Annotated in this window: 24 protein-coding genes, 1 tRNA gene and 4 pseudogenes; 19 read left to right on the top strand and 10 right to left on the bottom strand. The window is 71.9% G+C overall.

Annotation, left to right across the window (positions count from 1 at the left end):
- Nucleotides 1-92 precede the first annotated feature (92 nt).
- Both WJ438_RS32185 and WJ438_RS32180 read left to right on the top strand, forming a co-directional pair.
- Nucleotides 93-1079, top strand: a complete 987-nt coding sequence (locus WJ438_RS32185) for an aldo/keto reductase (RefSeq protein ID WP_406728334.1) — start codon at nucleotides 93-95, stop codon at nucleotides 1077-1079.
- Nucleotides 1076-3438 (top strand): annotated as a pseudogene (locus WJ438_RS32180) (helix-hairpin-helix domain-containing protein). The gene WJ438_RS32185 and the pseudogene WJ438_RS32180 overlap by 4 nt, the downstream one beginning before the upstream one ends.
- Before the next feature lie 79 nt (nucleotides 3439-3517).
- Here WJ438_RS32180 and WJ438_RS32175 read toward each other — a convergent pair.
- On the bottom strand, nucleotides 3518-4210 hold the full coding sequence (locus WJ438_RS32175) for a hypothetical protein (protein WP_406728333.1): 693 nt from the start codon (nucleotides 4208-4210) through the stop codon (nucleotides 3518-3520).
- A 47-nt stretch (nucleotides 4211-4257) separates the two neighbouring features.
- Between WJ438_RS32175 and WJ438_RS32170 the strand changes: the two genes are divergently transcribed.
- Nucleotides 4258-4446: a DUF5703 family protein gene (locus WJ438_RS32170; RefSeq protein ID WP_406728332.1), complete on the top strand. Its 189-nt coding sequence runs from the start codon at nucleotides 4258-4260 to the stop codon at nucleotides 4444-4446.
- A gap of 81 nt (nucleotides 4447-4527) precedes the next feature.
- Here the strand turns inward: WJ438_RS32170 and WJ438_RS32165 are convergent.
- The 3 genes and pseudogenes from WJ438_RS32165 to WJ438_RS32155 form a co-directional block, all read right to left on the bottom strand.
- Nucleotides 4528-5281: pseudogene (locus tag WJ438_RS32165) on the bottom strand (chaplin).
- A gap of 166 nt (nucleotides 5282-5447) precedes the next feature.
- Entirely contained in the window at nucleotides 5448-5681 is a 234-nt protein-coding gene (chpH, locus tag WJ438_RS32160; RefSeq protein ID WP_406728331.1) for a chaplin ChpH, read from the bottom strand.
- Nucleotides 5682-5830: 149 nt separating this feature from the next.
- Nucleotides 5831-7156: a M20/M25/M40 family metallo-hydrolase gene (locus tag WJ438_RS32155; protein ID WP_406728330.1), complete on the bottom strand. Its 1326-nt coding sequence runs from the start codon at nucleotides 7154-7156 to the stop codon at nucleotides 5831-5833.
- Between the two features lie 210 nt (nucleotides 7157-7366).
- Between WJ438_RS32155 and WJ438_RS32150 the strand changes: the two genes are divergently transcribed.
- From WJ438_RS32150 to WJ438_RS32140, 3 genes and pseudogenes are all read left to right on the top strand, one after another.
- Nucleotides 7367-7453: transfer RNA gene (locus WJ438_RS32150), tRNA-Leu, on the top strand.
- A gap of 313 nt (nucleotides 7454-7766) precedes the next feature.
- Nucleotides 7767-8010, top strand: a pseudogene (locus WJ438_RS32145) (ATP-binding protein); the annotation flags it as partial.
- A 396-nt stretch (nucleotides 8011-8406) separates the two neighbouring features.
- Nucleotides 8407-8781, top strand: a complete 375-nt coding sequence (locus tag WJ438_RS32140; protein ID WP_406729872.1) for a YchJ family protein — start codon at nucleotides 8407-8409, stop codon at nucleotides 8779-8781.
- An 8-nt stretch (nucleotides 8782-8789) separates the two neighbouring features.
- On the opposite strand, the gene WJ438_RS32135 is transcribed toward WJ438_RS32140, so the two are convergent.
- A complete protein-coding gene (locus tag WJ438_RS32135) occupies nucleotides 8790-9491 on the bottom strand; it encodes a FadR/GntR family transcriptional regulator (RefSeq protein WP_406728329.1) in 702 nt (233 codons plus the stop codon).
- 137 nt (nucleotides 9492-9628) lie between these two features.
- Here WJ438_RS32135 and WJ438_RS32130 point away from each other — a divergent pair, with 137 nt between their 5' ends.
- The 4 genes from WJ438_RS32130 (at nucleotide 9629) to WJ438_RS32115 (ending at nucleotide 12768) form a co-directional block, all read left to right on the top strand.
- On the top strand, nucleotides 9629-10147 hold the full coding sequence (locus tag WJ438_RS32130; protein WP_406728328.1) for a gluconokinase: 519 nt from the start codon (nucleotides 9629-9631) through the stop codon (nucleotides 10145-10147).
- Between the two features lie 171 nt (nucleotides 10148-10318).
- The gene (locus WJ438_RS32125; protein WP_406728327.1) at nucleotides 10319-11716 is read left to right on the top strand and encodes a gluconate:H+ symporter; all 1398 of its coding nucleotides are present in this window, start codon (nucleotides 10319-10321) and stop codon (nucleotides 11714-11716) included.
- Between the two features lie 150 nt (nucleotides 11717-11866).
- Entirely contained in the window at nucleotides 11867-12052 is a 186-nt protein-coding gene (locus WJ438_RS32120) for a hypothetical protein (RefSeq protein ID WP_406728326.1), read from the top strand.
- Nucleotides 12053-12123: 71 nt separating this feature from the next.
- Nucleotides 12124-12768: a CBS domain-containing protein gene (locus tag WJ438_RS32115; protein ID WP_406728325.1), complete on the top strand. Its 645-nt coding sequence runs from the start codon at nucleotides 12124-12126 to the stop codon at nucleotides 12766-12768.
- Between the two features lie 256 nt (nucleotides 12769-13024).
- Here WJ438_RS32115 and WJ438_RS32110 read toward each other — a convergent pair whose 3' ends face one another.
- Nucleotides 13025-13363, bottom strand: a complete 339-nt coding sequence (locus WJ438_RS32110; protein ID WP_406728324.1) for a helix-turn-helix transcriptional regulator — start codon at nucleotides 13361-13363, stop codon at nucleotides 13025-13027.
- A gap of 513 nt (nucleotides 13364-13876) precedes the next feature.
- Here WJ438_RS32110 and WJ438_RS32105 point away from each other — a divergent pair.
- The 4 genes from WJ438_RS32105 to WJ438_RS32090 all read left to right on the top strand — a co-directional run bounded on the left by WJ438_RS32105 (nucleotide 13877) and on the right by WJ438_RS32090 (nucleotide 15980).
- Entirely contained in the window at nucleotides 13877-14155 is a 279-nt protein-coding gene (locus WJ438_RS32105; RefSeq protein ID WP_406728323.1) for a hypothetical protein, read from the top strand.
- The gene (locus WJ438_RS32100; protein ID WP_406728322.1) at nucleotides 14140-14271 is read left to right on the top strand and encodes a hypothetical protein; all 132 of its coding nucleotides are present in this window, start codon (nucleotides 14140-14142) and stop codon (nucleotides 14269-14271) included. Before WJ438_RS32105 ends, WJ438_RS32100 begins: the two co-directional genes overlap by 16 nt.
- Nucleotides 14272-14400: 129 nt before the next feature.
- Nucleotides 14401-15447: a TerC family protein gene (locus WJ438_RS32095; RefSeq protein WP_406728321.1), complete on the top strand. Its 1047-nt coding sequence runs from the start codon at nucleotides 14401-14403 to the stop codon at nucleotides 15445-15447.
- The gene (locus tag WJ438_RS32090; RefSeq protein ID WP_406728320.1) at nucleotides 15444-15980 is read left to right on the top strand and encodes a hypothetical protein; all 537 of its coding nucleotides are present in this window, start codon (nucleotides 15444-15446) and stop codon (nucleotides 15978-15980) included. The genes WJ438_RS32095 and WJ438_RS32090 overlap by 4 nt, the downstream gene beginning before the upstream one ends.
- A 151-nt stretch (nucleotides 15981-16131) precedes the next feature.
- On the opposite strand, the gene WJ438_RS32085 is transcribed toward WJ438_RS32090, so the two are convergent.
- From WJ438_RS32085 to WJ438_RS32075, 3 genes are all read right to left on the bottom strand, one after another.
- The gene (locus WJ438_RS32085) at nucleotides 16132-16296 is read right to left on the bottom strand and encodes a hypothetical protein (RefSeq protein WP_406728319.1); all 165 of its coding nucleotides are present in this window, start codon (nucleotides 16294-16296) and stop codon (nucleotides 16132-16134) included.
- Between the two features lie 66 nt (nucleotides 16297-16362).
- Nucleotides 16363-17904: an APC family permease gene (locus tag WJ438_RS32080; protein WP_406728318.1), complete on the bottom strand. Its 1542-nt coding sequence runs from the start codon at nucleotides 17902-17904 to the stop codon at nucleotides 16363-16365.
- Nucleotides 17905-18025: 121 nt separating this feature from the next.
- The gene (locus WJ438_RS32075; RefSeq protein WP_406728317.1) at nucleotides 18026-18976 is read right to left on the bottom strand and encodes a hypothetical protein; all 951 of its coding nucleotides are present in this window, start codon (nucleotides 18974-18976) and stop codon (nucleotides 18026-18028) included.
- A gap of 311 nt (nucleotides 18977-19287) precedes the next feature.
- Here WJ438_RS32075 and WJ438_RS32070 point away from each other — a divergent pair, with 311 nt between their 5' ends.
- Genes WJ438_RS32070 through WJ438_RS32060 form a run of 3 tightly spaced genes read left to right on the top strand, consistent with a single transcriptional unit; the run spans nucleotide 19288 to nucleotide 20603 of the window.
- Nucleotides 19288-19866 (top strand): NUDIX hydrolase, encoded by a 579-nt coding sequence (locus WJ438_RS32070; protein ID WP_406728316.1) that lies wholly within the window; start codon nucleotides 19288-19290, stop codon nucleotides 19864-19866.
- A 9-nt stretch (nucleotides 19867-19875) separates the two neighbouring features.
- Entirely contained in the window at nucleotides 19876-20268 is a 393-nt protein-coding gene (locus tag WJ438_RS32065; RefSeq protein ID WP_406728315.1) for a YidH family protein, read from the top strand.
- The gene (locus tag WJ438_RS32060; protein WP_406728314.1) at nucleotides 20265-20603 is read left to right on the top strand and encodes a DUF202 domain-containing protein; all 339 of its coding nucleotides are present in this window, start codon (nucleotides 20265-20267) and stop codon (nucleotides 20601-20603) included. Before WJ438_RS32065 ends, WJ438_RS32060 begins: the two co-directional genes overlap by 4 nt.
- A 281-nt stretch (nucleotides 20604-20884) precedes the next feature.
- On the opposite strand, the gene WJ438_RS32055 is transcribed toward WJ438_RS32060, so the two are convergent.
- Complete coding sequence (locus WJ438_RS32055) at nucleotides 20885-21829, bottom strand: NADP-dependent oxidoreductase (protein WP_406728313.1); 945 nt, start codon at nucleotides 21827-21829, stop codon at nucleotides 20885-20887.
- A gap of 281 nt (nucleotides 21830-22110) precedes the next feature.
- Between WJ438_RS32055 and WJ438_RS32050 the strand changes: the two genes are divergently transcribed.
- Both WJ438_RS32050 and WJ438_RS32045 read left to right on the top strand, forming a co-directional pair.
- A complete protein-coding gene (locus WJ438_RS32050) occupies nucleotides 22111-23175 on the top strand; it encodes a phosphotransferase family protein (RefSeq protein ID WP_406728312.1) in 1065 nt (354 codons plus the stop codon).
- A gap of 3 nt (nucleotides 23176-23178) precedes the next feature.
- Nucleotides 23179-24391 (top strand): annotated as a pseudogene (locus WJ438_RS32045) (acyl-CoA dehydrogenase family protein).
- Nucleotides 24392-24398 lie beyond the last annotated feature (7 nt).

Below are 24398 nucleotides of genomic sequence, written 5' to 3'. Positions count from 1 at the left end.
TCGCCGCGGGAGACCGGGCCCGGGGGAACCTGGGGAAATCGGTTGTCGACAGGCACCCACACCTCAGGTGTCGGCCAGTAATCTCGGCGTTCATGGAGCAGAGGCATCTCGGCCGTACCGGCCTGCGCGTGTCCCGGATCGGTCTCGGGACCCTGACCTGGGGTCGGGACACCGACGAGCACGACGCCGCGGACCTCATGAAGACGTTCTGGGAAGCGGGCGGGACCCTCGTCGACACCGCCGACGTGTACGGCGACGGGGATGCCGAGTACCTGCTCGGGCAGCTCATGGACGGGCTGGTGCCGCGCCGGGACCTCGTCATCTCGACGAAGGCCGGGAGCGTACCGGACCCGGAGCGCAGATTCGACGGCTCACGCGGTCATCTGCTCTCCGCGCTGGACGCCTCGCTCGCGCGTCTCGGCACCGATCACGTCGACGTGTGGCACATCCACGCCTACGATCCCGCCACCCCGCTGGACGAGACGCTCCAGGCCCTCGACATCGCCGTCGCCAGCGGGCGTGCCCGCTATGCCGGGGTGTCCAACTTCTGCGGCTGGCAGCTGGCCAAGGCGGCGACCTGGCAGCTCGCCGCGCCGGGGATGCGGGCCCGGCTGGCGAGTACCCAGATGGAGTACTCGCTGCTCCAGCGGGGCGTGGAACGGGAGGTGCTGCCGGCGGCCGTCGACACGGGGATCGGGATCCTGCCGTCCTCGCCGCTCGGGCGGGGCGTGCTGACCGGCAAGTACCGGGGCGACGCCTTGCCGCCGGACTCGCGGGGTGCCTCCGAGCATCTGGCGCCGTTCGTCGCGCCGTATCTCGACGACACGGCGAGCAGGATCGTGGACGCCGTCACGACGGCGGCGGACGGGCTCGCCGTGACCGCGCTCCAAGTGGCCCTCGCGTGGGTGCGGGACCGGCCGGGCGTGGCCGCTCCCATCGTCGGCGCGCGCAACGCGCAGCAGCTCGCGGCGGCACTGTCAGTGGAGGCGCTTAGTCTTCCTGACGAGATCTGCCGGGCGCTCGACGACGTGTCGGCGCCCGTGCACCGCTATCCCGATCACGACTGGAGCACGCTGTGAGCACGGAGCCGCCCGAGACCACGGAGGACGCCGAGCCGGGTACGCCGGGAGAGTCGGCTCGGACCACACGGGCCGGGACGGAGGCCGCCCCGGACACGGCGACCACTCCGAACGCGGAGGCGCCTGCCGGGGCCGAGGTGAGGGATCCCGCCTCCAGGGACGCGTCCGCGGAGGCGGAGGGCGGGGAGGGGGCCGACGCGGGCAGGGAGACCTCCGGCCCGGGCGAGGAGGCGGCCGACCCGGCCGGAGAGACCTCCGACACGGGCGGGGACGCGGCCGAGGGGCGGCAGGTGTCCGAGGCGGAGGCCGAGTTGCTCGCGCAGCGGGCCGAGCGGGAGCGGATCGAGCGGCGGAAGGCGGAGCGGCGGGGGCCGATCGAGGCCGGCGTCAAGCTGAGCGGCCGGGCCGCCGATCTGCTCGCCGCCGTGCGGGCCGTGGAGAGCGGTGAGAAGCCGGTGGCCGCCGTGTTCGAGGAGTCCGGGCCCGCGCCGCGGCGTCCCGCTCCCGAACCGGCACGACCGGCGCCGCCGGTGACCGTGGAGGCGGCCCCCGCCACCGAAGTGGTCGCGGCCGTACGCGCGGTGCTGGCTCAGGGCGGTGCGCCCGAGACGCTCGCCGCCCAGACCGCCGGAGTGCTGGGTGAGGGTGCCGCGGAAGCCCTGCGCGCCGATCCGTGGCAGCTGCTGCGGGTGGCCGGTGTACGGCCCGCACAGGCGGACGGGTTCGCCCGGGCGCTGCTCGGCTCCGCTGTCGGGCCGGACGACGAGCGGCGGGAGCGGGCCGTCACCGGGTGGCTGCTGGAGCAGGCCGCGGCGGCCGGGCACACCGCGCTGGAGATGTCCGCGCTGACCGCCGCCCTCGCACAACAGGGAGTGCCGGATTCCGAGGGGGCCGTGCGGAACGCGATCTCGGACGGTGACGTCCTCGTCTTCCAGGACCCGATGCCGGAGGCGGGCGTTCCCGCACCGCAGCGGGGCAGTGCCGGATCCGGGGAGAGCGAGGACGGAGCGGACGAGGAGCGGCCCGTCAGGGTGCTCATGGGGCTGGAACGGTACGCGATGGCCGAGGAGAGCCTCGCCGACGGCCTGGCCCGGCTCGTCAACTCCGCTCCCCAGCAGGACGGCTCAAGTGCGGAGTGGGAGCGGGCCGCCGCCTCGGCGGACGGCTCCGGGAGCGAGCTGATCCGCGCGGTCGCCGGTCACGGTCTTGTTTTGCACACCGGTGGGGAGGCGTCCCTCGCCGAGCCGGCGGCCCTGCTGTGGGCGGCGCACGGTCTCGGGCTGCGCGCCTGGGCCGCCGCACACGGTCCGATCGGGCGCGCCCGGTTCGCGGCCCTGCTGGAGGCTGCCGCGGCCGGGGATGCCGGGACGGCCGATGATGCCGGGGCCGGAGCCGAGGGTCCCGGGATCGCCACCGTCGCCGGACTGCTGTCCGGTGCCGAGGGGCCGGGGCGGGACGCCGACGGGGCGCTGCGGCTGGATCTGCTCGTCGTACTGGACGCTCCCCTGCTGGATGTCGAGGCGGCCGCGCTGGTCACGGAGTCGCTGCCGGACGGTGCCCGGCTGGTGCTGGCCGGGGATCCGGGGGTGTTGTGGTCCGTCGGTCCGGGACGCGTGTTCGCCGATCTGCTGGCGGCGCGCGCCTGCCCGCAGATCGCCTCCCGGCGGCCGGATCCGGGGCCGCTGGGCGAACTGGTCTCCGGTATCGGCGTCGGCGAGATGAACCAGGTGGCGGCGCCCGGCAAGGAGGTCGTCATCGTGCCGGTGCGGGATCCGGGCGAGGCCGTGCACCGGACCGTGCAGCTCGTGGTGGACTCGGTACCGCGCGCGATCGGGGTACCGGCCGAGGAGACGCAGGTGATCACCCCGGGGCACGGGGGCGCGGTGGGCACGCGGGCGCTGAACGCCGCGTTGAAGGAGCGGCTCAATCCGGGGCCGGGGCGCTTCGGCGGATTCGACCCGGGCGACCGGATCGCCTACTCCCCACCCGGGGACGTACGCTGCCGGGCCGGGTGGTGAAGGCCGACGCCGACGGCCTGCATCTGTCCTGCGCGGGCGAGGCCGTCGTCGTGCCGCAGGAGCGCGTGGAGCAGTCCGTGCGGCATGGATGGGCGCTGACCGCGCACCAGGCCGTGGGGTGCCGGTGGCCCGCGGTGGTCGTGGTGCTGCCGGGCGATGCCGTTCCGGCGTTGCGCCGGCCCTGGGTGTACACCGCGTTCAGCCGGGCGGACCGCCATCTGTCCGTGGTGCACGGTGTGGAGCAGGCGCTGCCGCGCGCCGTGGCGGAAGTGGCGGCCAAGCCCCGGACGACCCGGCTCCCGGTGCTGCTGGCGCCGCAGATCCAGGCAGCGGCAGGCTGACTCCTGCCACCCGCGACGGCGACGGCGGTGACACCGAGGGTGTCACCGCCGTCGCCGCGGGCCCGGGTCCCGGGCCCGGTCAGCGGTCCGCGTCCAGGGGCTCCAGGTCCTCTTCCTCGTCCGGGGCCCGGACCGGCCCGATCTCGAGATCGTCGTCCGTGTCGTCGTCGAGGTCGTCCAGGTCCTCGTCGAAGACCGCGCTGACGTCGAAGCGGCACACGACCCGGGCCGGGTCCGCCTGCTCGAACGGGGCCGCCAGCCACTCACCGGGCTCCGCCGGTTCGTCCGATGCCGTCACCCAGAGCGTGGAGTCCCCCTCCTCCAGGCCGAACTCCTTGTGCCGGGATGCGATCTCGTCCGGTTCGAACTCGCCGAACAGTATGCCGAGCGCGCCGTGGACGGTGCCCGAGCCCTCCTCGTCGTCCACCGCCTCGACCCGTCGTGCGTGCGCCAGCAGCCGCTGCGGCTCCACGACGGCGTAGTCGCGGCGGATCAGCACGCTCAGCGCGTTCGGCTCCTCCGGCCCGGTGTAGGGCGGCAGCGCGTCCTCCGCACCGGGGATCTCGAAGGGCGTCACCTCGTCGTGGCGGTCGTAGAGCAGTTCGTCGTACGCCTCAGCGGCCACGGCCAGCTCGTTGAACGCCTCGTAGACGGCCGGGTCGTCATCCCCCGACCGGCTCTCGACCGCGGCCAGATGGCGGTCGAGCGCGGTCTTGACCGCCTCGGCGGCGGCGCGTACCTCGGCAGCGGTGGGCTGCGCAGCATCAGACATAGTGCAGACGCTATCCGTACCGGGGCCCAGCCCGCACAATAGATGCGATGCCGGAATACGAATTTGTCCACGTGCACGTACCGCGCGGGGTTTCCCGCAAGGAGGCGGCACGTCTGCTGACGGACCACGCAGAGTACGGTCACTGGGAGCTGGACCGTCTGAGCCTGCTGCGCGACGGCAGCCGCAAGGTGCGGTTGCGGCGGCGGATCATCCGCCAGGTACGCGCGACCTGGTGAGCCCGGGCTCCCTGTCGACAGCTACGAGATCACCCATGGAACGGGCCCCGCGGTCGCGGGGCCCGTTCCATGTCACCGGCGTCACGCAGCGGCCCGTGCCTTGCGGTAAAGGACCGCTCCGGCGAGCAGCGCGCCCGCTCCGACCGGCAGGGCGAGGCCCACCGGCAGCTCGCTGCCGGTCCGGGCGAGCTGCGCGTCGGCCTGGCGCGCGGCGACGGGCCGGGGCCGGCTGGTTGCCGTGCGAGGAACTGCCCGGGGTCTCGTCGCGCGGAGCGGACGGCGTGCTCTGGTCGTCTCCGGGCTCCCGCGGCTCCACCGGAGCGCCCGGGTCGCCGGGCTGTCCGGGCGTCCCGGAGTCGCTGTGGGCGCAGTCGCCGCCCGTGGCGGCGTTGCCGGCGCCGACGACGTCGACGCTGTTGCCGCAGACGTTCACCGGAACGTGCACCGGGACCTGAACGACGTTGCCGGAGACCACACCGGGCGAGTCGGCGGCGTGTCCCTCGGCGTGCGAACCGCCGTGGCCGCCGGAGTCGTCGTGGTCACCGGAGCCGCCGTGGTCACCGGACTCGCCGTGTCCAGCCGAGGCGGAACCTCCCTGGTTGGCGCAGGAGTTACCCACGGACGGGTTGAGGATGCCGACGACGTCGACGGTGTTGCCGCAGACGTTGACCGGCGCGTGCACCGGCGCCTGCACCGTGTTCCCGGAGAGCACGCCGGACGAACCCACGGCGGCGCCCTGCGCGCCGGAGTCGGCGTGGGCGACCCCGCCCGCGGCGGCGATCACTCCGGTGGCGGCGGCCACGGTCATCAGGCCCTTGCGGGTGACCTGTCGCATAGCTGAAATCCCTGCCTTCGACCTTGTGCCGGGAACTCCGTCCGTCGGGTTCCCGGTATTTCCGACGTTCTTCAAGACCGGTCGGCCCCGGAGCACATGGCGCGCGCTCCGGGGCCGACGAGCTCAAACCCTGGAAAGTGCTTGCCCTAAGGGACGAGGCACCACGTCACTGATTGACGCAGACGTTGCCGACGGCGGGGTTCAACAGCCCGATCACGGAGACCGTGTTGCCGCAGACGTTCACCGGGACGTGCACCGGGACCTGAACGACGTTGCCCGAGACGACACCCTGGGAGTGCACGGCGGCACCCTGGGCACCGGAATCGGCGGCGGCCATGCCCGCACCCGCGAGAACCAGCCCACCGGTGGCGGCGGCGACAGCGACGACCTTCTTGATCATTATTCCTCCTCGTTGGCAATACGATCCCAAGTCGCGGATCACATCACGGGTAACGAGGAAGGAGTAATGAGGCTACGAGCTTATCGTCGCATTCACTCTTCCCGGCCAACTCCGCACGTCTGCACGATTATTGGAATTGCCGGAAAACCTCAGGACGCGTCCAGGAACCGGTCGAGCACGCGCACGCCGAACTTCAGGCCGTCCACCGGCACCCGCTCGTCGACCCCGTGGAACATGCCGGCGAAGTCCAGCTCCGGCGGCAGCTTAAGCGGGGCGAAGCCGAAGCAGCGGATACCGAGGTCATCGAAGGACTTGGCGTCGGTGCCGCCGGAGAGCATGTACGGCACCGCCCGCGCGATCGGGTCCTCGGCACCGAGCGCCAGCTGCATGGCGTCGACGAGGCGGCCGTCGAAGTCGGTCTCCAGCGCCTTGTCGGCGTGCACGTCCTCCCGCTTCACGCGCGGGCCGAGGATGCGGTCCAGGTCGGCCAGGAACTCCTCCTCGTATCCGGGCAGGAAGCGGCCGTCGACGTGGGCGGTGGCCTGGCCGGGGATGACGTTCACCTTGTAGCCGGCGCCGAGCATGGTGGGCGCCGCCGAGTTGCGCAGCGTGGTGCCGATCATGCGGGCGATGCCACCGAGCTTGGCGAGGGTCTCCTCCATGTTCTCCGGGTCGAGTTCGGTGCCGAGGGCGTCGGAGAGCTCGTCCAGGAAGGCCCGTACGGTCTTGGTGACCCGTACCGGCCACTTGTGCCGGCCGAGCCGGGCGACCGCCTCGCTGAGTTCGGTGATCGCGTTGTCGTCGTTGGTCATCGAGCCGTGGCCCGCCGTGCCGTCGACGGTGAGCCGCATCCAGTGCATGCCCTTCTCGGCGGTCTCGACGAGGTAGAGGCGCAGCTTCTCGTTGACGGTGAAGGAGAACCCGCCGACCTCGCCGATCGCCTCGGTGACGCCTTCGAACAGCTCGGGGTGTTCACGGACCAGGTGCTTGGCGCCGTAGGTGCCGCCGGCCTCCTCGTCGGCGAGGAAGGCGAGGACGACGTCGCGCGGGGGCTTGCGTCCACTGCGCATGCGGTCGCGGACGACGGCCAGCGTCATCGCGTCCATGTCCTTCATGTCGACGGCGCCGCGCCCCCACACGCAGCCGTCGGCGATCTCGCCGGAGAAGGGGTGGTGGGTCCAGTCCTCCGCGTTGGCCGGTACGACGTCGGTGTGGCCGTGGATCAGCAGCGCGGGCCGCGAGGGGTCCTCCCCCTCGATACGGGCCACGGTGGAGGCGCGGCCCTTGTGGGACTCGAAGATCTGCGGTTCCAGGCCCACCTCGGCGAGCTTCTCGGCGACGTACTCGGCCGCCTTGCGCTCGCCGGGGCCCGAGTGGTCGCCGTAGTTGCTGGTGTCGATCCGGATCAGCTCGCGGCAGAGGTCCACGACCTCGTCCTCACCGGTGACGCCCCTGGCCGTGTCGGTCGCGCTCACGTGGTTCCTCCCGCTGTCACTGCTGGTGGGTCCCCCTCATCCTCTCCCCTGGCCGCGTCCACCCCAAAGACCGGACCCGGCCCGTCACACGCCGTTCACGCCGGGACGGAGCAAGCCCGGCAACGCGTCCACCGGGGTGATCGGCCACCCCGGAAAGCCTGGTAATGTTTACGTCGTCGCTGCGGGGAAAACCCGCGCGTCAGACACCTTGTCCGGGTGGCGGAATGGCAGACGCGCTAGCTTGAGGTGCTAGTGCCCTTTATCGGGCGTGGGGGTTCAAGTCCCCCTCGGACACCAGTGAGATCGAAGAAGGGCCCTTGATCTTCAAGGGCCCTTCTTCGTTGCTCGACCGGCCGGCGGGTCATGCGCAGAAGGCATGGGCAGGAGCGACGGAGCCTGTATGCACTGGGTGGCCAGCCACAGTGTGTCCGCTTGAGGCCGGCGTCGACCAGGGCGGCGGTGCGGAAACCGCCCACGTGCCGGATCGCCTCCGGTTCCAGGGCGAAGCGCCTGCGGAGGTGGTCGTCCTCGCAAGTTACCGCCGGACGACCTTGACGGCCGCAAAGCACACTTCGTCGTGTTCGGGATCCGCGTGCGGATCCGGTCAGGCGCCAACGCCGTGCGGCACGGCCACGTCCCCGGCCGGGACTTCCACCCCGTCTGACAGCAGCGCCGGAGGCACTCCGTATCGAGGTGACGGACACCCGCACCGAGCGGGTGCCTCCCCCGTCCGTTCAGGGGGCGCCCGGCGACGCGGAGTCGGGCCGGGGGCTGCTGCTGGTGGCCCGGCTGGCCACCGTTGGGGCGCCGGCCCGCGGCTCGCCTCACCCGGCAAGACCGTCTGGGCGGAACTCTTTCCCGCGTGTCCCGGCACGGCCCTCGGGATCAGCGCGCCGTCTTCCCCGGATGCACGGTCCTGCACTCCGGAGGGTTGGACTCAGCCAGCGGCCGGCGTATGTCCTGGTAGCTCCCGGACCGCACCTCCAGTCCTTCCGGTGCCCATGCCGGCCCCTGAACATCCGTGGTCACTGCGCGCCCCCTCTCAGCAGCTCATCGGCCACCGCTCTGTGATCCGACGCTCAGGTGGAGGGCCGGGTTCGGGCATGCGGCCGGTTCCTCCGGACTCCCGGCCGGTCACGGTGCGGGCTGGACGTCAGCGTGCCGCAGATCTCCGGTCCGCGCTTGCCGCCGCGTCACGCGCGCACCTCGCGCACTCCGGGCCTCGGCTCGGACCAGGCAGAATGGCCGGCATGACCACGCGTTCCTGTCCCTGCGGGCTGTCCGAGGCGTACGAGGCCTGTTGCGGCCGTTTTCACTCCGGGGCCGCCGCCGCGCCGACCGCCGAGCGGTTGATGCGGTCGCGGTACTGCGCCTTCGTGCGGCTGGACGCCGGTTATCTGCTGCGGACCTGGCATCCGCGGACGCGGCCGGAGCGGGTCGACCTCGATCCCGGGACGCGGTGGACCGGGCTGGAGATCGTGGACACGGCCGGCGGGTCCGCCTTCCACTCCACCGGGACGGTGACCTTCCGGGCGTCCTACCGGGGCGGTTCGCTGCACGAGCGCAGCCGCTTCGAGCGGGTGGACGGGGCGTGGGTGTACGTCGACGGGGACTTCCTCGATTAGCAGCGCCGTCAGGGCGCCAGGATGTCCAGTTCCTGGAGCGCTCCCACGGTGATCTCGCGGGTCAGTTCCTCCGCACGGGCGGCGTCGCGCGCGCGGACGGCTTCGGCGACCTGGACGTGCAGGGTGACCGCGGCCGGGTCGGGGTCGTCGAACATCACGTCGTGGCGGGTCCGGCCGGTGAGGACCTCGGCGACGACGTCACCGAGGCGCGCGAACATGTCGTTGCCGGACGCGGTGAGGATCACCCGGTGGAAGGCCACGTCGTGGAAGAGGTACCCCTCCAGCCGGTGGCCGCGTGAGTTGGCGACCATGCCGAGGGCGCACTCGGTGAGTTCGGCGCACTGCTCGGCGGTGGCGTTGCGGGCGGCGAGCCCCGCCGCGACCGGTTCGACGGCCGAGCGCAGCATCGTGAGCGAGCGCAGCTGCCGGGGGCGGTCCGCGCCGGCCAGCCGCCAGCGGATGACCTGGGGGTCGTAGACGTTCCAGTCGCAGACCGGGCGCACCGTCACGCCCACGCGGCGCCGGGACTCGACGAGATGCATGGACTCCAGGACGCGCACCACTTCGCGCATCACGGAGCGCGACACGTCGAAACGCTGTGCGAGTTCGTCCGTGCGTAGGACGCTGCCGGGTGGGTATGCGCCTCCGGTGATTTCGGGGCCGAGGGTGTCCAGTACGCGGCCGTGCAGCCCCCGGCCCGTGGTGCTCATCTCCACAGAGTACGGGGCGCGCCACAAGAACAAAAGGTCAGACTTATTCGTCACACAGTCTTGAAATTGTCCTACCTATGGGTTTCAGTGGCGTCGACATCAGGTTGTCGACGACGACAACAGACTGTGAGGCACCGATGAACACCCCCCAGGTCGTAGTGGTCATGGGCGTCGCGGGCACCGGCAAGACCACCATCGGTCCCCTGCTCGCGGCCCGGCTCGGCGTCCCCTACGCCGAAGGCGACGACTTCCACCCCCCGGCCAACATCGCCAAGATGTCGGCCGGCACCCCGCTCGGCGACGAGGACCGCTGGCCCTGGCTGGACGCCATCGGCGAGTGGGCGCACAGGCGGGCCGGACTCGGCGGGGTGGTCAGCTCCTCGGCGCTGAAGCGGTCGTACCGCGACCGGCTGCGGGCGGCCGCGCCCGGTGTGGTCTTCGTGCATCTCACCGGTGACCGCGCGCTCATCGAGGACCGGATGTCGCACCGCGAGGGGCACTTCATGCCCACAGCCCTGCTCGACTCCCAGTTCGCCACGCTCCAGCCGCTGGGGGAGGACGAGTTCGGGGTCGCCGTCGACGTGTCGGGCAGCCCGGAGGAGATCACCGAACAGGCGGTCACCGCCCTCGCGGCCCTCTCCGAGCCGACCCCGTAGGTTCCCTGCCGCGAGCCCGCCGCGAGCCCGCCCCAGCCGGCTCGCGGGTTCCGCCCGGAGCCGTTTCCACCGGTCCCCTCGGGGACCCCACAAGCCCCGGGGTGCCCCCACGCCCCGGTTCCCCTGATTCCCCTTCTCCCCTTAGTTCCCCGTACTCACAAGGGATTCACCGTGACCAGACTCAGAGTAGAGATGCTGGCAGCGGACGCACCCGAGGCGATCACCTCGGCCGGCCACGCTCAGCTGGGCATCGCCGTCCTGGCGGGTATCGCCGTCATCGTCCTGCTCATCACCCGCTTCAAGTTGCACGCCTTCCTGGCCCTGACGATCGGTTCACTGGCACTCGGCGCGTTCGCCGGGGCGCCGCTGGACAAGGTCATCACCAGTTTCAGCGCCGGACTCGGTTCCACCGTCGCCGGTGTCGGCGTGCTCATCGCCCTCGGAGCGATCCTCGGCAAGATGCTCGCCGACTCCGGCGGCGGCGACGAGATCGTCGACACCATCCTGGCCAAGGCCAACGGCCGCACCATGCCCTGGGCGATGGTGCTGATCGCCTCGGTGATCGGCCTGCCGCTGTTCTTCGAGGTCGGCGTCGTCCTGCTGATCCCGGTCGTGCTGATGGTCGCCAAGCGCGGCAACTACTCCCTGATGCGGATCGGCATCCCGGCGCTCGCCGGTCTGTCCGTGATGCACGGTCTGGTGCCCCCGCACCCCGGCCCCCTGGTCGCGATCGACGCGCTCAACGCCAACCTCGGTGTGACGCTCGCGCTGGGTGTGCTCGTCGCCATACCGACGGTGATCATCGCCGGTCCGGTCTTCTCCAAGTACGCCGCCCGCTGGGTGGACGTCCCGGCCCCCGACCGGATGATCCCGCAGCGCGCCTCCGAGGACCTGGAGAAGCGCCCCGGGTTCGGCCCGACGCTGTTCACCATCCTGCTGCCGGTCGTGCTGATGCTGGCCAAGGCGCTGGTCGACATCGTCATCGACGACCCCGAGAACAACGTCCAGCGGGTCTTCGACGTCATCGGCTCCCCGATGATCGCCCTGCTCGCGTCCGTGCTCGTCGGCATCTTCACGCTGGTCCTGCCCGCCGGATACGACAAGGGCCGGATCTCGCAGCTGGTCGAGAAGGGCCTCGCCCCGATCGCCGGCATCCTGCTGATCGTCGGTGCGGGCGGTGGCTTCAAGCAGACGCTGATCGACTCGGGCGTGGGTCAGATGATCCTCGACATCTCCGCGGACTGGGCGATCCCGGCACTGCTGCTCGGCTGGCTGATCGCGGTGGCGATCCGGCTGGCGACCGGTTCGGCGACCGTCGCGACCATCTCGGCGGCCGGCCTGGTGGCGCCGCTCGCGGTCGACATGTCGACCACGCACGCCGCTCTGCTGGTGCTCGCCATCGGCGCCGGTTCGGTCTTCTTCAGCCATGTCAACGACGCCGGTTTCTGGCTGGTGAAGGAGTACTTCGGGCTGGACGTCGGCCAGACCATCAAGACCTGGTCGATCATGGAGACGATCATCTCGGTGGTCGCCGGCGGTCTGGTGCTGCTCCTGTCGTTGGTCATTTAGCCGACCGGTCAGCCGACTGGTCGGCCCCTCGGATACGGCTCTCGGCCGCGGTACCGCATGTGCGGTGCCGCGGCCGAGGCCGTTCCGGCCTCGGGACTGGTGAGGTCGCATGGTGGGCGTCGCGTATTCGCGGCTGAAGCCCGCAGCTCAATGACGCTGAGTGAGCGGTCAGGGGGCGACCTGATCATCCCCCTCGGCAAGCTCAAGCGCAAGGACCGGGCGCCCAGCGTCGCCGGCACCTCACGCGCGCTCGGCCGCCCTCCCGGCCGTGGCACCGCCGGCCTTCCCGCCAGGCCGAACGTCACTGGTCGCCGGGGCGGCGCGGTGCTGTCATGAGGAGGGAAGACGGCGTGGACGAGCCGGCAAGGGCGCGGCCGCCCCGTCGCACAGCGGAGGAGGCCGATGACATGCTGTACCGCCGCACGGTCGGTGACGTGATGACCGAGGAGGTCGTCACCTTCCGCCCCACCACACCGCTGCAGGAGGTCGCCGCCCTGCTGGACGCGAACGACATCGTCGCGGCCCCGGTCGTCGACGAGGACGGCGCTCCCGTCGGCGTCGTGTCCGCGTCCGACGTGCTGCGGCACGAGACCGGCCTGCCCGATCCGCAGGGTCGGGACGGGACCGACGAGCGCTCCTGGGGCAAGGCCCGGGCCCGGACCGCGGGCGCGCTCATGAGCAGTCCCGTCTTCACCGCCCGCGCCGACTGGACGATCCCCCGGGCCGCGCGGGAACTCCGCAGGCGGCACGTCAAGCAGCTGCCGGTGGTCGGCGACGACGGGCTCCTCACCGGCATCGTCACCCGCAGCGACCTGCTCGACGCCTTCCTCCGCTCCGACGTCGAGATCCGCGGCGAGGTCGAGCGGGACGTCCTGGGGCGCCTCCTCGGCCTGGACGAGGGCACCGTCGCGGTCGAGGTCCGGGACGGGGTCGTCACCCTGCGGGGACACGTCCCGGAACCGCGGCTGGTTCCGGTGGTCGTGGGCCTCTGCCAGGGCGTCGACGGTGTCGTCGCCGTGGACGCCCACCTCGCCGCCGCCCGGGCGGGCTGAGTGTTCTGCCCCGGGAGGGCCGACCACCAGGGGCAGCCGAGCAGCTCCCGGCACGAGACCGTACCCCACCCACGATCACTCTCCGTCTGTCGCACCTGAGGCGAGAATTTCGCATCAGGTGCGAACCGGGAGGCGTCTTCGCAAGTCAATGGGTCTTCGCAAACCAAGGGAGCGGCCCCGGATCACGCCCACGGGGAGAGGGCGGCCGGGGCCGATGCCGCACACCCCGGCGCCGCTGCGGCCTGCCGGCCAGCCGTTACGAGGCGGCGGATTCGGCGTCGGTGGCGGGGGTGTCCTCGCGGTGCAGGAAGGTGGCCAGGAGGTCGCCGACGGGGTGGTCGGCTTCGGTGGGGTGGCGCAGGGCGACGGTGGGGTCGATGGTGTAGCGGTTGCGGCGGCCGACGCGGGTGCGGGTGAGGTATCCGGCCGCTTCGAGGTCGGCGACGATCAGCTGCACGGCGCGTTCGGTGATGCCGATCAGGCCGGCGACATCCCGCAGCCGCACTTCCGGATCTCGGGCGAGGGCGATCAGGACGCGGGCGTGGTTGGTCAGGAACGTCCACTGGTCACCGCGCGCAGAGGAGGGCTGGCTCATGACCCTCATCATACGAAGCCGACTTCTTCTAACCAACATCATTTCACGAAAAAGCATTACCGAAAAACTTTTCGCGTAACTCTTGACGGGTATCAGGATGTCGGGTGACGCTGAACACACCCCACCTCCTCCTCGACCCCGCTGAAAGGGGGTCACGATGTCCCCCCAGGCCCTGACCGAGACCCGTCCCGCCGCCACCGGCACGCCCGTACTGCCGGTCTCCCTGCCGCACCCGGTCGCCGCGCTGGTGACCAACCGGCCCGACGACCTCGCCGTGGTGGACAGCGCGGTCCGCCTGACCGCCCCCCGTGAGGCACCGGTGCTGCTGATCGCCGTCCTGCCCGCCCCGCACCAGATCCCCGGCCGAGCCCGCGTCGACGCGCAGGCGGCCCGGGTGTTCCTGGCCCGGGTACTGCCCCGGCTGCACCGCGCGGGCGTCGGCTACATCCCCGTCGCCCACCGCGTCCCGGCCGCCCGCGGTCCCGCAGCCGCTGCTGCGGGGCCGCGGGCGGGGTGCTGGCGCTGGCGGAGCGGCACCACTCCCCGCTGGTGGTCGCCTCAAGCCGGGGACTCGCGGGCCTGGACGCGCACAGCATGGTCGAAGCTTCAAGCCTGCGCGGCGGTCCCTTCGTCTACGCCGTCGCCCCGGCCCGCTGGACGGTGCCCGTCGCCGGCGCGGGTCTGGGGTCGGCCGATCTGTCGCCCGCCGGGGTGCGCAACGTGTGGACGCTGGCCCAGCGGCGCCCGCCCACGGCTTCCCGGCCGGTGGGGGAGGCGTGCTGGACGGCCTGACCGGGCCCGCGCCGTGGTGGCTGCTGGCGCTGGTGGACCTGGCCGTCGGCTCACTGTGCGTCGCGCTCGCGATGCGCCCACGCCGCCGTACGGCCGCCGCCCGGCGACCCGCGTGACCATGGAGGTGAGCGCCTAGGTGAAACCGAACCGGCGGGCCCGGGCCCGGCTCCCCTCCGTAACCCGCCAGGGCCCGGCACCCGCCCCCACCCGTCCTTCCGACTCAGGCCCGAGGAAGCCGATCAACCATGAATGATCTGTCGTTCACCGTCCCGCTGTGGGTGTGGGCCGCGGTCACGCTCGTCATCGCCGTCATGCTCGCCGTCGACCTGATCGCCCACCGCGACAACCATGTGATCGGCTTCAAGGAAGCGGCCATCTGGTCCGGGGTGTGGATCGCGATCGGCCTTGCCTTCGGCCTGGTCCTGCTGGCGTGGCAGGGCGGGGAGGCATCCTCCACCTACTACGCCGGCTACCTGATCGAAAAGGCCCTGTCGATCGACAACGTCTTCGTCTTCGCGCTGGTCTTCTCGTTCTTCGCCGTCCCCGACGCCTACCAGCACAAGGTCCTCTTCTGGGGTGTCATCGGCGCACTCGTCTTCCGGCTGGTGTTCATCTTCGTCGGCGCCGAACTGCTGCAGCTGTTCTTCTGGACCGCCTACCTCTTCGGCGCGTTCCTGATCTGGACCGGCTACAAGATGGCCGTCTCCAAGGACGAGGAAGTCCACCCCGACCGCAACATCATCGTCCGCCTGGTCAAGAAGATCGTCCCCACCGATACGAAGTTCCACGGCGGCCACTTCTTCACGAAGATCGACGGGCGGCGGGTGGCCACCTTGCTGTTCGTGGCGCTGGTCGCCATCGAGGCCACCGACCTGATCTTCGCCGTCGACTCCGTCGCCGCGATCCTCGCCATCACCACCAACACCTTCCTGGTGTGGACCGCCAACGCCTTCGCCGTCCTCGGACTGCGCAGCCTCTACTTCTGCCTCGCCGGACTCCTGCGCCGCTTCGCCTACCTGCACTACGGGCTCGCGGTCCTGCTCGCCTTCGCCGGCGTCAAGCTCATCCTGTCCGAAACCCCCGTCGGCAAGCTGCCCATCCCCCTCACCCTGGGCGTCATCGTCGCCACCATCACCGTCTCCATCGCCTGGTCCCTGCTCGCCACCCGCGGCCAGAACGGCGACACCACGACCGGCGCCAACCGCCTGGACGGCACCGAACCCGCCTCGGCAACCGATCCCCGCCCCGCCTCCTCCGCCCCCTCGCATCGCACGGAAGAACCCCTGTCATGATCACCCTGACCCGAGGCCGGCACCCTCACACCCCGCTCGCCGCACTCCGCACCGCCACCGTCCACACCTACACGCTCCCCGGCCACCCGGCAGGCGGCGTCCTGGCCGTCCTCACCGGCACCCGCACCGACCGGGACGTGGCCGCCCACGCCGGGCAGTTCGCCGCCCGTACCGGGCAGAAGCTGACCGCCGCGGTCGCCTTCCGCTCCACCGGCCTCAGCATCAACGCCCTGCTCCACCTCGCCCGCCACCGCCGCATCGTCCGCCGGGCCGACGCCGTCCTCGCCGCCCACACCGAGGCCCTCACCGCCGCCGGGCACTACCGCAGCGCCCTCGTCCTGCTGCCCGCTCGGACCAACCCCTACCACCGCCTGCCCGCCCGCACCCTGAAACGGCTGGCCGCCCGCACCGGTGCCGCCACCGTCATCACCTCCGTGCCCCTCCACCCGCCCGGCAGGCACTTCGCCCCCGCCGACGAGAGGTCCGACGCCCCGCCCCGCACCGCCGATCCGCCTGCACCCTTCACCACGTAAGCGTCGTTGAACGCTGCGAACGCGATGCGCACCCTGGCGACCGCACGTCCCCCGGCAGGCCGGGCCAGGGTGCGCATCCGCCCTCTCCGGTTTCAACCGGCCGGTGAAATGCGGCCCCGGGACGTCATGGACTCGAAAAGTCCTGGGGCCCTCACCCCTCTTCGTCCTCGCCGCTGCCGGCGCCAGCCGGGTCACGCAGCGGGCGCGGACTCCCACCGGCCGGGACGGCGGCGCGGATGCTGTAGCGGGTGGCCAGCGGCCACCGCCTCTCCGCCTCGGCCTCCTCATCCGCCGCGCCGATCAGTTTCACCTGCATCAGCACCGAGAGCGGATCCAGCGCGTCACCTGCTCCCCGAGGCCGGTTTCCGGGAGGGGCCGAGGCCTATGCGCCGCGCTCGGCCTCCTTGTCCAGCTGGAATGCCTCGTTGCCCAGCCCGATACGGGCATGGGTCTCGGGCGCGCGGGCGCGCAGGACCAGGCCCTGGACCAGGCCGACGACGAGGGCCAGCCCGATGATGCCGGGCAGCAGCCTGCTCAGTGCGGACCCGGGGCCGGCGCCGACGAGTACGTCGAAGTCCTTGACGGTGTAACCGGCGATCACGACCAGGGCGAGGCCCGCCAGCGCCGAGGTGACCAGCCGCCAGGCCTGGGCGCCGGCGGCGCCGCGGCGGACGAAGAAGACGACGACGGACAGCGAGGCGATCGCCATCAACACGATCACGCCGAGGGCGCCGATGTTGCCGAACCAGGTGAACAGGTGCAGGACGGGCGCGGTCGGGTCGCCGGCCGGCTTGTCGTCGGTGAGCGCGAAGGCGAGGACGAGCACCACGGCGATGCCCGTCTGGAGCAGCGAACCGGTACCGGGGGCGCCGCTGGTGCCGGTGGTGCGGCCGAAGGCACCGGGCAGCAGGCCTTCGCGGCCCATGGCGAAGGCGTACCGGGCGACGACGTTGTGGAAGCTGAGCAGCGCGGCGAACATGCCGGTCACGAAGAGGATGTGCAGGACGTCCGTGAAGGTGCCGCCGAGCCGGGCCTCGGTGAGGTGGAAGAGCAGTCCCGCACTCTGCTCCTGCGAGGCGGCGACGATTCCGGCGGGGCCGGTGGCCACGGTGAGCGCCCAACTGCTGATCGCGAAGAAGACGGCGACGCCGGTGACCGCGAGGAACATCACGCGGGGCACCAGGATGTGCGGCCTGCTGGTCTCCTCCGCGTAGACCGGGGCCTGCTCGAAGCCGAGGAAGGCGGCGATGCAGAAGCACAGGGCGGTGCCCACGCCGGCACCGGTGAGGGTGTCCGGGTTGAAGGCGTGCAGCGACAGCCCTTCCTTGCCGGGGTCGGCGATGGCGGCGACGTCGAAGACGACGACCAGGAGCACCTCGATGACCAGCAGGACGCCGAGCACGCGCGCGTTGACGTCGATCTTCAGCCAGCCCAGCGCGCCGACCGCGACCGCTGCCGCGAGCGCCGGTATCCACCAGGCGACCTCCAGGTCGGCGTAGGTGGCGAAGAGCCCGGAGACCTCGAAGCCGAAGATGCCGTAGATGCCGACCTGGAGCGCGTTGTAGGCGACCAGCGCGACCATGGCGGCGCCCGCGCCGGCGGTGCCGCCGAGGCCGCGGGAGATGTAGGCGTAGAAGGCGCCGGCGTTGTGGACGTGCCGGCTCATCTCGGCGTAGCCGAGGCTGAACAGCACCAGCACGGTGCCGAGGACCACGAAGAGCAGGGGCTGGCCGACGATGCCCATCACCGCGAATGTGGTGGGCATGACACCAGCGACCACCATGAGGGGGGCGGTCGCGGCGAGCACGGAGAGCAGCAGACCGCCCGTGCCGAGACGGTCGGCGCGCAGGGCGCGCTCCTGCCCCTTGAAGGTGCTGATGCCGTCCGCTGCGGATCTGCTCGGGCTTGAACTGTCCGTGGTCATCGGGAGACCGTCCTTGGGTCGGGAGTGGTTGGCCTGCGTGGTTGTCGGGCGTGGCTGCGGGCGTGTGATGCGGCGAGCCGGGCTGGGGTCCCTGGGGCGGGTGGACCGGGCTCGTGCGGGTTCATCCGGTGCCGAGAGCGGCGGTCCGCGCGGCGCGGAAGGCGGTGACCGGGTCGCGGTCGGGGTACGACCAGGGAACCGGGGTGGCCTTGTCGCCGATGCGGTGGAACAGGGCGGCGGCCTCGGCGTCCCGGCCCTCGCAGATCTTGGCGTGGGCGAGGAAGTTCAGGTCGATCAGACGGCGCGGATGGCCTTCGTGCTCCCACTCCAGCCACCAGTCGAAGGCGGCCTTCATCACCTGCCGGGCACGGCGGCCCACCCAGTGGCCGGAGGCGGCCGGGTCGGCGCGCTCCTGGCCGGCGGCGGCGAGTGCGCGGTAGCGCTCGGCGTGCGCGATGACCGGCAGCATCGCCAGGGGGGAGTCGGCGGGTGCCTGTTCGGCGGACCAGTTGGCGAAGTCGTAGACCTCGTGCAGCGGGTCCGGGCCCGCCTCCACGCGGCGTTCGGCGAGCCAGGCGACCACCAGGTGGTGGGCGTGGTGGTGGTCCGCGTACCGGGCGCGGACCTGTTCGAAGATCCGCACCACGTCGCCCTCGGTGCCCCGGGCGCACTCCAGCAGCAGCAGACCGAGCCACGGGGTGGGGTCGGCGGGTAACGCCGCGGTCGCCTGGCGGCATGCCTCGCGCGCGCGGGCCGCCTTCTCCTTGCCGCGCAGGGCGCGCCTCACCTGGGCCAGGGCGAGCAGGACCGACGCGTCCCCGGAGTCGGGCTCGGCGAGCAGCCAGTCGCGGACCCAGGCGGCACTGTAGGCCTCCCGGGCGAGCACGGTGATCCGGTGGCCGCGGCGGTCCCAGTCGTCCCCCGTACGGACGAGCAGCGAGCGGGCGTTCTGCCACCGGCCTTGCGCCAGCGCGGCCCTCGCGGCGACGAGTTCGTCGTCGTCGAGGGCCTCGTCGAAGGCCTGTGCCGCACGTCTGCGGGCACGGCCGAGGGGAGGCGGGGGTGGAGACACCGCGGACTTCCTCACGCGCTCTTCTTGTGGCTCGGCCCATGGCGGACGGTCGGTCGGCACGGCAGTGGTCGGCTGCCGATAGCCATGGGCTGATCACGGACAGCAAACCGGCAGCCAACAGTCGACGTCAAGGGCGCCCGAGTCATTACACGCGTCAACCAGCGTCACGGACAGGTCACTTGTGGCCGACGGCCGGGATCGCGTCCGTCCGGCGCGACAGAACCGACAGCCCTCGGAGCGCGCCCCGCACCCGGTGCGGGGCGCCCGGGCGGGGCTGCCGCGGACGGTTGGGTCCTGCTTGGATGGGGCTCATGAGTGCCGCTGACGGACCCCCGCGTGCCGCCGACGAGATCCTCGACATCGTGGACGAGAACGACCGGGTGACCGGCCGGTCCCCGCGCGGTGAGGCCTATGCCCGGAATCTGCGGCACCGTTGCGCGTTCGTCCTGGCCCGGGACGCCGAGGGCCGGATCTTCGTGCACCGCCGCACCCCGACCAAGCTGGTCTTCCCCTCCCTGTACGACATGTTCGTCGGTGGGGTCGTGGGCGCCGGGGAGAGCTACGACGAGGCGGCCCTGCGCGAGGCCGAGGAGGAACTGGGCGTGTCCGGGCTGCCTCGCCCCGAGTACCTCTTCAAGTTCCTGTACGACGACGGTGCCGGCCGGACCTGGTGGTCCGCGGTGTACGAGGTCCGCTGCGACCTGCCCGTACGGCCCCAGGCCGAGGAGGTGGCCTGGCACGCCTTCCTGACCGAGGCGGAACTGGAACGGCGCCTGGGCGAGTGGACGTGGACACCGGACGGCCTGGCGGCGTACGAACTGCTCAGGGCCACCCGGAGCCCGGAGCCGCACTGTCCGGCGGCCGTGCCCGGGGACAGGGCGGCCCGGTAGGGTCGCGGCGTGATCGACTTCGTACGGAACGTCCGGCTGTGGTTCGCGCCCCAGGACGTGCGGCAGGAGGGGGACACTCCCGACTACCGGTTCTCGCTGGCGAATGAGCGTACGTTCCTGGCCTGGCTGCGCACCGCCCTCGCGCTGGTCGGCGGCGGCTTCGCCGTGGACCAGTTCCTGCCGGACCTGCGCTGGGGCTGGCGGGTCGGGCTCGCGCTGGCACTGCTCGCCGCGGGCGTGTTGTGCGCACTGCGCGCGGTCAACCACTGGGTGCGCTGCGAGCGCGCCATGCGGCGCGGTGAGGACCTGCCGGTGTCCCGGTTCCCGGTGCTGCTGAGTCTCCTCGTCGCCCTCGTCGCCGTCGCGATGGTCGTGGTGGTGCTCGTCGGGTGGGAGGGGTGAGCGGACCGGCCGGGGCCCGGGCGGCCCGGGATCCCGGGCTGCAGCCCGAGCGGACCCGGCTCGCATGGCGGCGTACGACCCTCGCGTGCACCGTCGCGTCCGTGCTCGCGGTGCGGACGGCGCTGTACGGCGGGGTGTCGGCCGCCGGGGTGGTCCTGTGCGCGCTGTGCTGCGCCTGCTGGCTGGGGCTCCTCCTGGTCGCCCATCACCGGATCCACGCCCTCGCGGCCACGGGCACCCCGGTCGCGCCTTCCCCCCGACGTCTCACCGCGGCGGTGCTCTGCACCGTGTCCCTGGCCGTGTGCGGGGCGGCCCTCGTCCTCCTGGACCGGTAGGGCTGTGGCCGGTCCGGCGGATCAGACCGGGGAAAGGAAAGGGCCGGTGTCCGTACAACGCGGGTGAGCGGGGCGAGAGGGGTGCCCCCACGCGAACAGAGCCGAGCGTGGCGAAGCCGGCGACCGACGACAACGCCGCTGGAGGCCCCCTGCTCGAAGAGCCCGGGGTGGGGCGTTCCGGTCCATGTCTCCGACATGATCCGCCGGGCCGGCCCTGGTGGGGGAGCGAACCGGCCGGGGCGGCGCACCGTGGGCTCACGGCGAGTTCACCGAAGGCCGGTTCACCGGCCCTCCGTGTCCCGGTCCACCGTCACCACGATCTTGCCCCTGGTCCGGCCCTCCTGGTTCAGCCGGTGGGCGTCCGCCGCGCGTTCCAGCGGAAAAGTCTTCGAGACGTGCACGCTCACCGCGCCCTGTTCCGCCAGTTCGGACAGGTGGCCGAGATCCTGCGGATCGGGGCGTACGAAGCAGTAGCGGCCTCCGTACTCCACCACGTCGGTGTCGACGATCGACGCGAGCCGGCCCTCGGGGGCCAGGAGGTTCGCCGAGACCTTCAGGGCGTCGCCGCCGACCGTGTCGAACACCGCGTCCACGCCTTCGGGGGCGAGCCTCCGCACCCGCTCGGCGAGGCCCTGGCCGTAGACCACCGGTTCCCCGCCCAGCTCGCGGACGAAGTCGTGGTTGTGCTCACTCGCCGTACCGATGACCCGGGCGCCGAGGTGTGCGGCGAGCTGGACGGCGAGGGAGCCGACGCCGCCGGCCGCGGCGTGCACCAGGACGGTCTCGGTCCGTTTCACCTCAAGGGCCTTGTGCAGCACCTGGTAGGAGGTGAGTCCCGCGAGGGGCAGTCCGGCGGCTTCCTCGAAGGACAGATTGCGCGGCTTGCGCGCGAGGGCTCGCACCGGGGCGGCCACGTACTCGGCGAAGGTGCCGCGGGAGAGGAAGTCCTCACGCACATAGCCGATGACCTCGTCGCCGATGGTGAACTCGGGGACCGCGACACCGGGCCGTACGACCACACCCGAGACGTCCCAGCCCGGGATCACCGGGAACACCGGGGCCAGGACCGGGTCGAGAGAGCCCTCGCGGCACTTCCAGTCGACGGGGTTGACGGCCGCCGCCCGTACCTTCACGAGTACCGAGTCCGGGCCGACCCGGGGGTCGGGGACCTCCCCGAACCTGAGCACCTCGGGGCCGCCGTATCGCGCATAACTGATCGCCTTCATGGGGTAGACCCTCCGGGGTCGCCTCCCGCCGCGCAAGCCGAATGGCCGAACGGGTGTCCTGTACGCGTACCGTGAGCGGGGCCCGACGAGGAATGTCCGCGCCATGGCCGCATACGCGCGGTCCGCCCCGTGCCCGGACAGGAGCCGTTCACGCCGCGGCCACGGACGCCGGCGCCCGAGCGCCTCTCGTGGCTCCGGTCACGTTTCGCTCACCCCCTGGACGGCATACCGACTGGTCGGCATCATGTGTCGGATACTGTCGCCTGCCCGTAGGAGCGAGAATGAGCCCCGACCACCCACCCGGACTGGATCTCGACCGGCTGAGCGCCCTGCTCGAGCGGGAGCGGCCCGGTCTGGTGAACGGCCCGCTCTCCGGCCGGCTGATCGAGGGCGGCAGGTCGAACCTCACCTACGCGCTCTCCGACGGCACCGCGAAATGGGTGGTACGGCGCCCGCCGCTCGGGCATGTGCTGGCCACCGCGCACGACATGAAGCGTGAGCACCGGGTGATCACCGCGCTGCACCCGACTCCCGTTCCGGTCCCCCGCCCCGTGCTGCTGTGCGAGGACGAGGAGGTGCTCGGGGCGCCCTTCTACGTCATGGAGTTCGTCGACGGCGTCCCGTACCGGACGGCGGACCAGCTGGTGCCGCTGGGGCCGGAGCGCACCCGTCGCGCCGTGCTCGGTCTGGTGGACACGCTCGTCGACCTGCACGCGGTGGACCCCGGCGAGGTGGGCCTGGCCGACTTCGGCCGGCCCGAGGGCTTCCTGGACCGGCAGCTGCGACGCTGGGGCAAGCAGCTGGACGCCTCCCGCAACCGGGAGCTGGCCGGGATCGACGAACTGCACGCCGCGCTGGGGCGGGAGCTGCCCCACTCCCCCGCGCCGGCCGTGGTGCACGGCGACTATCGCCTCGACAACGTCCTGATCGGCGCCGCGAGCACCGGTGGAACCGCCGGTGAAGCCGCTGACACGATCCGCGCGGTCCTCGACTGGGAGATGTCCACGCTCGGCGATCCGCTGACCGACCTCGGCCTGCTGGTGATGTACAGCATGCCGCTGGGCATGCCCGACTCCCCCGTCTCCACGACGGCCGAGGCACCCGGACATCCGGCGCCCGCCGAGTTGATCGAGCGGTACGCCGCCCGCTCGGGACGCGACGTCTGTGCGGTCTCCTGGTACACGGCGTTCGCCTGGTTCAAGCTCGCCGTGATCCTCGAGGGCATCCACTACCGCTACACGCTGGGCCGGACCGTCGGACCCGGTTTCGACCGCATCGGTGATCTGGTCCCCGTCTTCGTCCAGCACGGCCTGACCACACTTCACGAAGGCCTCCAGGAGGGCTGATCGATGGATTTCGCGTTCGACGCGCGCACCGAGGAGCTGCGCGCAAAGCTCCTCGCCTTCATGGACGAGTACGTCCTTCCCGCCGAGCAGGTCGCGCACGAGCAGCGCGCCGGCCTGGCCTCGCCCTGGGAGACCGTCCCCGTGGTGGAGGACCTCAAGGCCGAGGCCCGCCGGCAGGGGCTGTGGAACCTGTTCCTGCCCGACTCCGCGTACGGCGCCGGCCTCACCAACCTCCAGTACGCCCCGCTCGCCGAGATCATGGGCCGCTCCCCCACCTGGCGCCCACCGCCACCAACTGCGCGGCGCCCGACACCGGGAACATGGAGGTGCTGGCGCAGTTCGGCGACGAGCGGCAGAAGAAGCAGTGGCTGGAGCCGCTGCTGGCGGGGGAGATCCGCTCGGCGTTCGCGATGACCGAGCCGGAGGTGGCCTCCTCGGACGCCACCAACATCACCACGCACATCGAGCGGGACGGCGACTCGTACGTCGTCACGGGCCGCAAGTGGTACATCTCCGGGGCGATGAACCCGGACTGCCGGATCTTCATCGTGATGGGCAAGACCGACCCGGGCGGGGCGGACATCCGCCGTCAGCAGTCGATGATCCTCGTGCCCCGCGACACGCCCGGCGTCACGATCACGCGCGCCATGCAGGTGTTCGGTTACGAGGACCACTCCCACGGCGGCCACGCCGAGGTGGTCTTCGACCACGCGCGCGTGCCGGTGTCGCACCTGATCGGTGAGGAGGGCGGCGGGTTCGCCATCGCCCAGGCTCGGCTCGGCCCCGGCCGGATCCACCACTGCATGCGGCTGATCGGCATGGCCGAGCGGGCGATCGAGCTGATGTCCGGCGGGCGGTGTCCCGTGACGCCTTCGGCAAGGCGCTGGCCCAGCAGGGCGTGGTGCAGAACTGGATCGCGGACGCGCGGGTCGCGGTCGAGCAGCTGCGGCTGCTGGTGCTGAAGACGGCCTGGATGATGGACACCGTCGGCAACAGGGGCGCCCACACCGAGATCCAGGCCATCAAGATCACCACCCCGCGCACGGTCGTCGGCATCCTCGACCGGGCCATCCAGTTGTACGGGGCGGGCGGGGTCAGCCAGGACTTCCCGCTGGCCGAGCTGTACGCCGGTGCCCGCACGCTGATGATCGCCGACGGCCCGGACGAGGTGCACCAGCGGTCGCTGGCGCGCCGGGAACTGAAGAAGTACCGGTAGGAAGCGC

This window comes from Streptomyces sp. GD-15H, from assembly GCF_045291515.1.
Taxonomy (GTDB): Bacteria; Actinomycetota; Actinomycetes; order Streptomycetales; family Streptomycetaceae; genus Streptomyces.
Note: the sequence above shows the minus strand (reverse complement) of the source record. Positions and strands in the feature narration are given on the sequence as shown.